The sequence below is a fragment of the Roseinatronobacter sp. NSM genome, assembly GCF_052379845.1.
In the GTDB taxonomy this organism is placed as follows: domain Bacteria; phylum Pseudomonadota; class Alphaproteobacteria; order Rhodobacterales; family Rhodobacteraceae; genus Roseinatronobacter.
In genome coordinates this window covers 1-12,535 of the sequence record NZ_JBQTCF010000057.1, presented here as the reverse complement: position 1 = coordinate 12,535, position 12,535 = coordinate 1, and the positions used below count along the sequence as shown (strand labels likewise).

At 59.8% G+C, this 12,535-nt stretch carries 11 protein-coding genes; 1 reads left to right on the top strand and 10 read right to left on the bottom strand.

Annotation, left to right across the window (positions count from 1 at the left end; all coding sequences use genetic code 11):
• The 9 genes from ACTZWY_RS18870 to ACTZWY_RS18830 form a co-directional block, all read right to left on the bottom strand.
• Nucleotides 1–1,457 (bottom strand): UvrD-helicase domain-containing protein (locus tag ACTZWY_RS18870; RefSeq protein WP_444792258.1); only part of this gene is annotated, 1,457 nt, incomplete at its 3' end.
• A gap of 418 nt (nucleotides 1,458–1,875) precedes the next feature.
• Nucleotides 1,876–4,068, bottom strand: coding sequence for a DNA methyltransferase (locus ACTZWY_RS18865; protein WP_444792257.1), 2,193 nt, complete (start codon nucleotides 4,066–4,068; stop codon nucleotides 1,876–1,878).
• A 12-nt stretch (nucleotides 4,069–4,080) separates the two neighbouring features.
• Entirely contained in the window at nucleotides 4,081–4,806 is a 726-nt protein-coding gene (locus ACTZWY_RS18860) for a hypothetical protein (protein WP_444792256.1), read from the bottom strand.
• Nucleotides 4,803–5,519: an NYN domain-containing protein gene (locus tag ACTZWY_RS18855; protein ID WP_444792255.1), complete on the bottom strand. Its 717-nt coding sequence runs from the start codon at nucleotides 5,517–5,519 to the stop codon at nucleotides 4,803–4,805. Before ACTZWY_RS18855 ends, ACTZWY_RS18860 begins: the two co-directional genes overlap by 4 nt.
• A 145-nt stretch (nucleotides 5,520–5,664) precedes the next feature.
• Nucleotides 5,665–6,594 carry a hypothetical protein gene (locus ACTZWY_RS18850; protein WP_444792254.1) on the bottom strand — a complete coding sequence of 310 codons (930 nt, stop codon included), beginning with the start codon at nucleotides 6,592–6,594 and terminating at the stop codon, nucleotides 5,665–5,667.
• Nucleotides 6,591–9,596, bottom strand: coding sequence for a BPTD_3080 family restriction endonuclease (locus tag ACTZWY_RS18845; RefSeq protein ID WP_444792253.1), 3,006 nt, complete (start codon nucleotides 9,594–9,596; stop codon nucleotides 6,591–6,593). The genes ACTZWY_RS18850 and ACTZWY_RS18845 overlap by 4 nt, the downstream gene beginning before the upstream one ends.
• Nucleotides 9,597–9,644: 48 nt before the next feature.
• Complete coding sequence (locus tag ACTZWY_RS18840) at nucleotides 9,645–10,514, bottom strand: WYL domain-containing protein (protein WP_444792252.1); 870 nt, start codon at nucleotides 10,512–10,514, stop codon at nucleotides 9,645–9,647.
• 191 nt (nucleotides 10,515–10,705) lie between these two features.
• Nucleotides 10,706–11,125 (bottom strand): hypothetical protein, encoded by a 420-nt coding sequence (locus ACTZWY_RS18835; RefSeq protein WP_444792251.1) that lies wholly within the window; start codon nucleotides 11,123–11,125, stop codon nucleotides 10,706–10,708.
• Nucleotides 11,126–11,130: 5 nt separating this feature from the next.
• Complete coding sequence (locus tag ACTZWY_RS18830) at nucleotides 11,131–11,526, bottom strand: RidA family protein (protein WP_228655282.1); 396 nt, start codon at nucleotides 11,524–11,526, stop codon at nucleotides 11,131–11,133.
• An 86-nt stretch (nucleotides 11,527–11,612) separates the two neighbouring features.
• On the opposite strand from ACTZWY_RS18830, the gene ACTZWY_RS18825 reads away from it, so the two are divergent.
• Complete coding sequence (locus tag ACTZWY_RS18825; RefSeq protein ID WP_444792250.1) at nucleotides 11,613–12,332, top strand: helix-turn-helix transcriptional regulator; 720 nt, start codon at nucleotides 11,613–11,615, stop codon at nucleotides 12,330–12,332.
• A 4-nt stretch (nucleotides 12,333–12,336) separates the two neighbouring features.
• On the opposite strand, the gene ACTZWY_RS18820 is transcribed toward ACTZWY_RS18825, so the two are convergent.
• A partial coding sequence (locus ACTZWY_RS18820; RefSeq protein ID WP_444792249.1) for a hypothetical protein occupies nucleotides 12,337–12,535 on the bottom strand: 199 nt, incomplete at its 5' end.

Below are 12,535 nucleotides of genomic sequence, written 5' to 3'. Positions count from 1 at the left end.
ACCTTGAGGCTGCGGGACCGTCCCCTGATCTCGACCCCTGTTGCAGCCCAAGGAAATGGCGCACGGAAAATGCGCTGGCCGATATCACCTGCGAAGAAAAGTCCGTTTTCCGCCATTCCCAAAGCTTGCCCGAGAAGCATGAGTTCCGGCACTGAAATGTCCTGAGCTTCATCGACGATCGCATATGAAAATGAGAGCCCGCCGGAGGCCGCCAGATCATGCGCCAATTGCGCCTCAGTCTTAAGATTTTGTTCAACAAGGGCCATGCGCAGGGCCTCGAATACGCCCCACCCGGCCTCGCGTCGCGCAGCGGGTAGTCGCACCTTGCGGCCAAGTCGCGGCAGGTCACGATAGCTGTCCCAATCACGCACATTCCACGCATCGACAATCAACGACCATTCATCGCGCAAGAACTCGACCGACAGCGGTGCATTTGTCTTCTCGATCGCCTGCGTCAGCAGCTCCGTCAGTCTGTCCTCGGATACTAACTCACTAGGTCCGAACGCCTGCGCATGAAGGTCGCGGATCACATCACCCAGCGCACTCACATGGACACGCGCGCAGACTTGTTCACTGGCCAGCAGGGGCAATTTGCGGGCCAAGGCTTCAGCCAGACGCGCGTTGAATGTCGTCAGCAAAACCCGCGCCTCGGGGTCTTGTGCCAGCCTGACCGCGCGATGCAGCGCCACCACCGTCTTGCCAGTCCCGGCAGAGCCGATCACGCGCGCAGGGCCGTTGAAATCACGCTCGACATACTCCCGCTGGGCAGAGTGCAGATAGACGGCCCAGCGTTCCCATGGCGCATCAAGGGCCGCACGCAATTCTTCGACATTCTCCATCACGCGGAAGCGGCGGCCTGCATCGGGGTGGGCGAAGGGGTCTGTGCCAGCGGCCACTGCCACAGGCGCGGGGCGGGTTCCGGTTGCGGCTTGCAGGATGGCTTCTGCTGCCTCGGCAGGCAGGTGGCTGGCGATATCAAGAACCGTGTCCTCGGTCGCATCGCGCACCACGTCCAGCCAATCCTCGGGCACGCCCCAAGACAGCAGCACCTCATCCGCCTCACCCTCGAACAGGCGCGGCAGGCGGATGGCTTCTTCGACATAGCGCTGGATCACCACCTCTTGCACGGTCTCGCGGATTTCCACGATCTGCGCGGCACCCGTGCGCGGGTGGGTGTCGATGCGGCGGGTTTCGGCCCAGGCATAGGCATCGTCGTGATGGCCGACCCATGCTAGCAGCGTATCGCCGCCCTGTTTGTGCAGCACAAGCCGGATGTCGCTGTTGACGCGCGCGGTCCAGAACCCCTTGTCGCGCGCACGGTCGACGCGGTGCATTGACAAGCCCGGAGTGGCGGGGTTCATTTGCAGATCGAAGGCCGCTGTCTTGACGGCTTTCTGTTCCTGCGCAGTCAGGCGCGCGAGGGCATCCGAGAAGGTGTCAGCGATGCGGAAGGTCATTTCTGACGTATCTCGGCGACGAGTTTGGGGATAACGGGGCGCAAGCCATCGCATTCCGATGTGCTTTCGACGGCTTCAATAAAACCGCGTTCATTAAGCAGAACGCGGAAATAGGGACTACTTCGGTTCGTGCAAAAGCCCAAACAGCCCGCGTCCATGGAGCGAATTGTTCCATCCGACGTCCGGAACACGTAGGGCACCGGTGTCTGGATTAATTCCTCGATAGCAAGAACGTACTTCCGGAATAGATCAGTTCGGGATGTCGACGCTGACTCAATTTTCTTCAAGGAGTCGAGTGTATACTCCTCAGGCCGCTGGCCCTTTGAAAAGGGAGGCGACGGCATGGAAAATTCTGGTAACTCAAAGGGCAACGGTTCAAGCGATTCCAACACTGTTAACGGAATTAGCTGTTTTCCCATTATAAAACCCCCATCACCTTCATCACCTCATCCCCCAGATGGTTGATCACCTTCACCGCGATCCGCCCGGACTTCGGCCGCGCAAACGGGCGTGAAACCGTCCGTTTCAAACTATCCCACGCCTCTTGATCCACCTCGCCTTTCAGGGTTGTCTGCAACTGCTTGTAAGGCACCTCGGCTCCCGGAAAATACGCGTGGCGGACAAAGAACGACTCTTCATTGTAATCCGTGTCGATGAACCAACACGCGATATCATCCGGCTCGCTCGCCACCACCTGCCCCGTCGCGGGCTTAAAAATATCCACGCCGCGCAGTTCGACCCGATACATCCCGCCTTCCTCGCGCAGCTCGATATCCGGCTCGCCGAAGACCACGAACAAGTTGCCGCCCCCCGCTTTCAGATCGCCCGCCATATGCAGGTCGGGGTTCATCCGGGCTTGCAGGATCGGCAACCGGCCCAGTTTGCGGAACTCGGCGGTGTGGGCGTCGAAGTTGAAGGCGCAGGCGATGACGATGTCGAAGCCCGCATCTGCGGCTTCACGCGCGCAGGCGACCAGATCGGCGCGTTGCACGGTGCCGTATTCGGGGCCTATGAAGATGCCTGCGCGGCGCTCTACCTCGCCCTCCATGTATCGCGCTTCGGCGCTGATCCAGTCGCCGGCCCATGGCACGAGGCTGGTGAACTTGATCGCATCGTCGCGGCCCGATTGCTGAACGCCGGCCTTGGACAGGTTTTCCAGCATCGCGGCGCGGTAGTTTTCGGCCTCGGTCGCGCCTTGGCGTTTGCCTTGGGCAGCGTCGTGTTCGTCGATCAATTCGCCATATTCGTTCACCGCCTGCGTGCGGTGGGGCGACAGGCTTTCCACTGTGAACGGCCCGGCCACGCGGATGCGCTTCTTGTCCTCGAAGGGTTTGTCATAGAGGAATTCGAACTCCGCCTTGGCGGCGATGCTGGCGTCGATTTCGCGTTGGCGGGCGATGCGGGCCTCCCAGAATTGGGCGAGGGCGTCCTTGGCAGCCGCCGGCCAGTCGTCCGGCGCGTCGCGGGGGATTTCCCATTCCATGAAGCCATTTGCGGGGGCCATCTCGCCGCTGGGCAATTCAACCTCGCCTGTGGCGGTGAAGTCGATTTCCACACCCTTGCGGCCGCCGGTTTGCACCTCGAACGGGGCAGGGTGGCCGGACAGGGCGGCGTTCAGGGCGGCGCGGGCACCCTCGACTGCCGGTTGCAGGTTGTCCCAGATCGTGTCGATCTCAGTGTTGTTGGCGATGGATTTCAGGGTGATATGTGGCACGCGGTCATAGACGAAACCGTGGCGGATGTCGTTATAGGTGGGGTGTGTCGCGGGGCTGGCGCGTGTCACCTCGGCCTCTTTGCGCTGCCCTTCGGGACTGTCGGCGAGGATATACCACGGATATTTCGCGCCCATGATCCGCGCGCGGGCAAGGGCCAGCGCCACGCGGCTGGTGTCAATCGTGATCCAGCGGCGGCCCCATTGTTCGGCGACATAAGCGGTGGTGCCAGAGCCGCAAGTGGGGTCGAGCACCAGATCGCCGGGATCGGTGGCCATGAGGAGGCAGCGTTTCACTGTTTCCACAGCAGTCTGAACGACATAAACTTTCGGATCTGCGCGACTTTGAATGCCGCCAATATCGTCCCAAATATTGGTCTTGGGAAACGCTGCAAAATCCTTCAAGAATCGTCGATAGCTTAGGTTTTTTCCTGTTATGTCAATTCGATCTGCAAAAAGTAGACGATCCATGTTTGTTTTCGTTGTGCTCCAACCCCGGCCTCGGGCTGGGCGAAAACTGACGCCATTTCTTGCATACTGAAACGACATTGCTCCAGCTTCAGAATTGTCGCGTCCTTGGCGTTGCGAAGTTAAGTCTCCGTGTCGGAAAACTCTTATACTATCAGGAACAGTTTGCACACCAGAGCGTTGCTCCGAAGAAAGTGCGTAGGGGAGATAACTCGAATCAACGGCCTTATCATATTTTTTTGAACCCTCACCTCCAAAACCTTTTTCAGTAAACAGAGCGCGATATTTGAGGTTCGGCTTTCTCTTAGAATACCAGATTATATAATCCGAGGTTGATGCAATATATTCAGCTGTGAGTCCCGGCGTTTTTGTCAGGATAATATCACTAATCCAATTCTCCTCCCCGAACACCTCGTCCATCAGCGCGCGCACGCGGTGGACATTCTAATCCCCGATCTGGACAAAGCATGACCCGCTGTCGGTCAGCAATTCCCGCGCCACCACCAGCCGGTCGCGCAGATATTGCAGGTAGGAATGGATGCCATCGCGCCATGTGTCGCGAAAGGCCTTTACCTGCTCGGGTTCCCGCGTCAGGTGATCCAGATTGCCATCCTTCACATCGCGGCTGGTCGTGGACCACTGGAAGTTGGAGTTGAATTTGATCCCGTAAGGCGGGTCGATATAGATCGCCTGCACCTGGCCCTTCAGCCCCTCGCGTTCCGCCAGCGACGCCATGACCTGCAACCCGTCGCCCAGGATCATGCGGTTGGACCAGCGGGTGGAATGGCGGTAGAATTCGACCTCGGCCTCGCGGTCCTCATCGGTCACGCCGAAATGGTCGAACAGATCCGCCCCGCCCCCTTCGCCATTGCGCTTGTTTCCTGCGCGCAGGTCCTCAATAATGGCCTTGGGGTGAACCTGTTCTTGCAGGTAAATGGGCGGCGCATCGGCGGTGACCGCGGCCTGATCAATATCCTTGCCGCGCCAGATGATCTGCGGGTCCAGATCGGGGTTGCGTAAGCGGTAGGCGGCCTTGATCGGCTTGGCATCCGCCGGGTCCATCATCGGCGCCAGTTCCGGCGTGGGGATATTGGCGCGCTTGTCCGGGTGGGTGATGGGGTCGATTTGAGTGCGCCCCTTTGGGGCGACGGGGGTTTTGCGGTCGGTCATTGGTCATCCTCTGGCAAGGCCGTGGGGCGCGCAGGGTTTTTGAACCCGCTGAACAGCCCATCAATATGTTCAAACAATCCCGGATCGACCTGCCGCCACAGCGGATCAAGCACGATCTTGACCCCCTCGCGGCGGGCCAGTTTCGCGGCTGGCACGAAATCGCTGTCGCCCGCGACCAGCACAATCGTGTCGGCCTGCCGTTTCAGCGTGATCGAGGCGATATCCAGCCCGATGCGCATATCCACCGCCTTTTGGCGGAAGGTGGGGCGGAAATCGGTGTCGGTCAGCGTGGCAAAGTCACGCGTGCCCTTGAGCAGGGCTTGCAGGATGGCGGGTTTCAATTCCCACAAGCTGTCAGGATCGCGGCGCACCTCGCCCAGCCGCACGGCCATATTGGGCATTTTGCGCAGGTTGTCGTGCAAAGTGGTGTGGAATTTGGCGATATCGGTTTTGGCGTAATCAATGCTGCGCTTGCTGATCGGCAGATGCCCTTTGTCCAGATAGGGGCGGGCATCATAGTAGAAAGCGCGGTATAGCAGGCTGCGCGGATGGGGCGCGCGGGCCACCTTGTTAATCTGGTGCAGATGCGAGGAAATCAGCCGCGCGATATCGCCGGTGACGGCATTTGCATCGCTGGTGTCGGTGTTCGGCCTGACACTGCCCAGCCGTTTGAGCAGGTAACCCCCGTCAATCAGAATGGCGACCCGGTTCATGCGGGCCATCCAAAAGAAAAAGCCCCAAGGGATCGGCACTGTCCAAGATCACGAGGAACGGTGCTTACTGCCGAGGGGCGGATGCATGTCATATGGTCATAAGCCATACCGGATTTCAAGTTTTTTGTGGCCACAAGGATCATGGTCAGCGCTCACCCCGCATAATCTGTTCGACAACCGCGCGGTAACGGTCGTGCTCTGCGGCCAGCCAGTCGATCATTGCTGGCCAGTTGTTTTGGTCGAGATAGCTTTTGGAGTGACGGCTGACGGCGAAGTGCCCTGAATTGCCACTGCTCCATTGCGTGGCACCTGTGGCTGCGATGATCCGTGTGGCGTGATCACCAAGGGCCGTATCCAGAAGTTGAGGATCAGCACTGCGGCCCCCGCGCAGGAAACACCCGCACATGTCGTTGCCCAGAAACAGCGACAGGTTGATCTCCGGGTCATCCCAGAGGCGCACCCATGCATTCCAGGTTCGATTGGCAATCGGGCCATGACGTTCAAGGTCCGGATGCGCCTTGCCCAAAGCCGACCAGAATGCATGGCGGTTATCCGAATTTGGGTCGGGTTGCTTGGTGGCGCGTTCCTTCTCGCGGATGCGGCGTTCCCAATCGTTGGGTTTTTCGACCACCTCGAAAATGGGTGCAAAGGGGCTGTCGCCAATGCGCACCACGCGCGCCTTGACGGCGAAGAAGGAAAACCCGTCTGCGGTGTGCTGGTTCAGCCAGCGGATCGCCGACAAGTGCGGCTCGCGGAATTGCGGCGCGATCCAGATGACGGTTTGCGCCTCCAGCCCCGCCAGATAGGTCATGATCTGACCCAGATGAGTGTGATCGGTGGTCTCCAACTGGTTCTCGATCAGCACGACGCTGTCATCCATCGGGTTGCGGGCGAGGATATCGGCGCTGAAGCTTTCTACCGCGACTTCGGTGCCTGTCAGTTCCAGGGGCATGCCGATGGAGTCGGACAGGTGATCAATATTCTGGGCCAGCCATGGGGTGAAATCCAGCGCCTCATGCCGCCAAGCATCGCGTAGCGGCAGGTCGGTCAGACGATCAAAGCGGATGTCGGTCATGCTGGTTCCCCCTGCAGCAGTTCGGCAATGGCCGCGTCAAGTTCGGGGCCGAAGTCATGCACAGATCGCAGCTCGGCAAAGCCCCAGCGCCCGAAGCGCCCCAGCCGGTTGATCGCGGGCACCCATTTGTTGCGGGCCGTGTCGGCCTTGAGCATGGCATCATGGCCGCGGAAACCCTTGACCTCGACAATCAGGGTGGTGGGTTCGGGGGTATCCAGCCGGATCAGGAAATCGGGGCGGTAGGCACGGGGTGATCCTTCGACCAGATAGGGGATTTCAAAGCCGAGGTTGTGGTTTTTGGTATAGGCCGAAACGCGGGGGTGATCCTCGATGGTGGCGGCCAGCTTATCCTCCCAATCGCTGTCGGTGATGATCCAGTTGATTTGGGATTTATCCGGGCGCGGATGATACCGCGTGGTCTTCGAGGTGTTGAAGCTCACATCCCGGGTGGAGCCGATTGGGTTGTAAGGGTCCAGCACCGCACGCAGGATGCGTTCACCGCCTGGCTTGTCGATCAGCGCCCCGAAGATGATGTCGCAGACCTCATCCGCGAGTTCCCGATAGAGAAGCTGCGCCGGCATGGTGCCGCCCTTGGTAACGAGATGCTCCTCATTCAGCCACTGGTTGACGATGCGCTTGGCCGCCGGGAACAAGTGCATGCGCGGAGCCTCGTTGGCGTCACGCAGTTTCTCGAAGATCATGTGCTTGGCGATATTGGCGGCGATGGTCGAATTGCGCTGCACCTTGAGGTAGTCGAGCGTCAGCTTTTCCGATGCGCCAACGATGCCCTGCATGGTGACGACCGTGGCCGAGACCTTTTCCGGGGTCAGGACGTAGGTTTCGAGGTTCGAGAAATCGGCATCCAGCCGGTCTGGCGGCAGATCGGCAGTGTAGCCCTGCACACGGGGGAAAGTGATTTCCAGCGCGTCGCGTTCGGGCGTGAGAGCGCGGACACTAACAATGTCACGCGGCGGCTGCGGCGGAGCCACACGCGGCCCGTCGGAGAAGTTCAGCCCATCGATGCCCATGATATCGGCATATTCGGTTCGGAACAGCCCTTCATCATCGACATCATAGGACAGGCGGCGCAGGGCGCGTCCTATCACCTGCTCACAGATCAGCTTGGTGCCGAAAGCGCGAAGGCCGAGGATATGAGTGACATTGTTTGCATCCCAGCCCTCGGTCAACATCGAGACTGAGACAACGCAGCGCACTTGCTCGCCCAGACGCCCCTTCTTGCCGACCGTGTTCATCACCTCGCGCAGGATGTCGGCATCCGCGATATCGCCGCCCAAGTTGCGTTCCGCCTGTTCACGACGGAACGCTTCGATCTCGGCCGCATGCGCGTCGCGGAAGGATTTGTCGACATCCCCGCCTGCTTCCAACGTGGCGCTGTCAATCAGCACAGTGCGCGGGCGAGAAAGCCGCTCCCCATCGGTCGAAAAATTCGAGAAGAGCCCGCATTTTCCATGGACAGTTTCAAGATTGCCATCGGCATCCGTGCGCTCATACCCGGCGATATAGTCGCGCAGCAGTTCGGAATTGGTGGTGTTGTTGCAGACCAGAATGAAGACCGGTGGAATTCCCACCTGCTCTTTTTCCCACAGGGCAAAGGTCTTCTCATAATGGCCATAAAGCGCATCGATCGCGGTCTTCAATTCCAGTGGCAGCTTCTGCGGATCAGGAAGCGCACCCTTGGTCTTTTTGGGCATCTTCTTCCCGATGGCCTTCCACAGATTTCGATAGAGCGGTTCAGGCTGACCCGGCAGGTTGTCTGCCACAGGAACGCGCGGCAATTTCACGATTCCGCATTCAATCGCGTCCATCAGAGAGAAGTCGGAGACCACCCAAGGGAACAGCACGCCCTCTGGCCAGCCAGACCCCGCGAGGAAGAAAGGCGTGGCCGAGAGGTCATACACGGCCAGGAGCCCGAGACGCCGCTTCGCCGCCTCGATCCCGGAGATCCACAAGCGCGCGGCCTCGCGGTTTTCTTCGGCCTCCTTGCGTTCATCCCCGGTCAGCTTTTCCACCTCGGCTTCAGGTCGCTCGCGGTAGCAATGATGCGCTTCGTCATTGATGACCACGATCTTGCCCAAGCCTGACAGATCGGACATCACGCGCTGGATCATCTGGCCTTCGGTCTCCAGCGTCACGACACTGTCACCATGCCCCTCAAGTGCCGCGCGCGTTCCTTTGGCGATCTGGGTTTTCTCGCGGAGCTTGAACGCATGGTAGTTGGTCAGCACGATCTTGGCGCGCTGCATGTCCTGCATCAGATCGCCAGGCACCAGACTGAGGCGCCGGTAGTAATTGTCCGCATCATTCGGCAGCAACACCCGCAAACGATCCTTGATCGTGATGCCGGGCGTGACAATCAGGAATCCGCGCGTGAAATTCTTCGAGTTCGACGCACGCACAGCGTTCAGCACCTGCCAGGCAATCAACATAGCCATGACAGTGGTTTTGCCTGCCCCAGTCGCCAATTTCAGGGCGATACGGAACAGATCGGGATTCGCGCTGTTATTGGCAGCTTCCAGCCGCTCCCGAAACCGCTTGCCCCGCGCAAGTTTCGGCGCAACCTCTGCAAGCCAGATCGCGATCTCGACCGCCTCCAACTGGCAGAAAAATGGCCGGATTGTCTGACTTTCATCAACCTGCAAGGACCGCCAATGCGTCAGAAGCCGCTGCGTGACAGGCGAAACCTGCCATTGACTGGGATTGGGGAGCAGGCGCCAGACATCGACCTCACGTCGGATTTCATTGACGAATTCGGTGACGTTGAACTCGACGCCCAGCCCCTCAAGACCCTTCGCGCTCAGTTCCATCTCGGACTGGGTGCCGCCGGATTTCTTGCTCTTGGCCTGCGGCATGGCAGATATCAACTCAGAACGCCGCCTACTCTCGATTACGCGATCCGTTGGCCGCCCCTCATCATCCATCTCCCAGTGACGCACTGGCATCAGGTATGGGGAGTTCAGAATGGGTTTTTCAAAAAATGACATGGTGCGACCTGTTGAAAAGAGGTGTTGATTTCATCGGAACCACGCTGGTTAATCCGGTGGTCGCATTGATGGCACCTCTGACTGCGCCAATAACACAATCTGCTGATCCTGCGGCCGCCTTGCAGCCGGATCCGTATCCAGCCCCAACCGCTTGAGCGCATAAAACAATAGCGCCTGCCGCACCCGGATCTGCGCCCTGCCCTCTTCCATCCCATAATCCATCTCGATGGCGCGACGCTGGGTAGGTGAAAGATCAGGATGCGGGCCGATCTCCAGCACGACCTCGCTGTGCCAGTCGGCATCGGCCTGCGGATCTGCCGTGACAGGGCCTTGCGTGCCGGCCTCGACAATCCGCGACAGCAGGAAGTCCTTGAAGACCTGATCGTTCTGACAGAACGCGCGCGCATGCCAGCGGAACCCGTCGAAAGCCAGCGCATGCGGCTCGATCCAGCGCAGGCTGGGTTCGGGGCGCGACATGGACTGGTAGGTGATCTCAAGCGCTGCTGGCGCATGGATCGCGGCCAGAACATCGCGAAGGGTCTCAGGTGTGACACCGCGCGCCGGTATCGGCGTCGCCGCGAAGGTGGGAAACACGCTGATCCAGCTCTGATCTCGCGAGACAAGGCCCTGATCAACCGCGCGCAGTTGCGCGAAATATTCCTCAGCGCTGGGGGTCATGAAGCGCGGCTTGAACGCCTTGCCGCGCACATAAGCGCGCTGGCGCTTGTCGTAAGCAAGGTTGCGTTTCCAACGCTCGGAGTAGCGCGTGAGGTCCAGCGATGCCTGCTGCAGCGAAATGCCGAAAGTGTCCATCAGATCAGCGCGGTTTATCCGACCATGCCAGAACACCCGGAACTCGATGAATGCGTTGCGCTGCTCAGCGCTCCAGTTCAACTGCTTCGCCTTCTTGCCTGCCACCTTGTTCCCTTCCTGACCCCCCCTTGCACTATAGACCTATAAAATAGTCCCTCGCAATAAGTGAATTATGCGAAAGGCTCAGGCCGGAGAAACCTTCATGATCATTTCAGGACTGCCCCAGGATATTACGAAGTGATTGACCCTGCTACCCCAAGAGTTGTCCCCTCATAATCAGGTTCGCCCGAAAGATGTCAACAAACAGAACTGGTGCGCGGCGCTGCTGGCCGATGGTGCGCGGCCTGAGCCAGGATGCATTCTCGGAGATAGTGATCCTGTCGCGGCGTAAGGGATGCCTCGTACGCAAGGGTAGAACCCACGGTGCCGTCGCGGCAATGCGTGCGCAGCATTTCAAGACAGCGGCCGTGTGACGCGCGCGCATCAAGCGGCGGCTTGAGGTTGGGAGCGGGGCTTGTAACGTTGCGCGCCATGGGCGTGGTGTGCGACACACCCGGCCCTTTGCGGTCGGTCAGTACGGTCAGCATGCCGCGCTGCCGTATCACCGAAGCGGCCAGTCGGCTATCGCGCAGCAATTTCTTCTGTTCAAGGCCGCCGATGCGGCTGTGGAGCCGCAGCTCGGCATTGCGGGCTGAACGGCGACCACAGCTTTCCAATCGCGTCAGGCGCAGGCGGTGGCTTCAATTTCAAACAGCAGGCCCGGAATGGCCAGCCGTGTCACGCCGAGCAAGGTCATCGGCGGGGCATTTCGCACCGCACCAAACCGCATCCCCAGCAGATCGAAGTTCTTGAGCGCCTCATCCACATCCGTCGCATAAATGCCAAGTCGGGTGACATGGCTCAGGTCCATGCCCGCGCCTTCTAGGACCGCTGCCAGATTGTCCAACGCCAGACCGATCTGGCCGCGCATATCGCCGAGGTGCTGCGGGTTGCCGTCCGCATCAACGGCGGTCTGACCGGCGCAAATGACTTGGCGCGTCGCGCCTTCGATGATCTCGGCCTGATTGTAGCCCAGTTTCAGGGACCAGTCCCACGGATTGACGGCAGTGCGTTGCATGGCAAATTCTCCTTTTTGGTGTCCATGCAGCACTCGTAGAACTAAATGGTGCCAGAAATTGGCACCATTCATGCTATGCTGATCACATGAACATTCGTACCCGCCATGATACCATCGTCCGTCACCTGCGCCGCTCGGGGACCGCGACCGTCGATGCCCTTGCGACAGAGGTCGGCGCCTCGCGGCGCACGGTGCTGCGCGACATCGGCGCCCTGCGAGACCAAGGGTTCGTCATTCACTCAGAGCCTGGACGCGGCGGCGGCCTGCAACTCGATCCACAATCGATGCAGACAACCGCGCGGCTTGCTGTGGCCGAGGTCTTTGCCCTGTTGATCAGCGTGGCCGCAATGCGCGCGGCCGGACACCTTCCGTTCTCGGGCATCGCGGATGCCGGACTTGCAAAGATCGAAAAGACCCTGCCACCGGAAAAAGTGCGCGATCTGCGCCGTTTTCTGGACTGCCTGCACGTCGGGAGACTTTCGCCGCTTCAGGACTTGTCGGACGTGGGATCGATCGACCCCGATCTATTGCCCACCTTTGAGACCGCTTTCCTGAAACGCCTGCACCTGAGGTTTCAGTATCGCGATGCCAAAGGCCGGCAGACGGTCCGCGAGGTTGAACCGCAGGCCATGCTGATCTTGCCTCCGCTGTGGTATCTGGTGGCGTGGGACCCCGTACGCGCGGATTTCCGGCATTTCCGCATGGACCGCATCAGTAAACCGGATGTTATCGACGGTTCGAAGTTCCGACAACGCCACGTGCCATTTGACGAGGACGTCTGCCCATACAGCAGCTTGCCGCGTTGAAGCTTCAGAAGCTGAAGCTCGACCCTATCGCAGCATCGGTCAGCGAGGGGCCGTTGAGCCTTGGCACAGTGCAGCACGCGCCCGCTACCCCGTCCAAGGGGACCACCCGACATGCCCGGCCCAAACCGACCAGTCGGCCTTTTGCATAGGGGGTGTCAAAGCGGTCGCTCAGGAATGCCGCAGCATACGACAGCAGGCAGCCT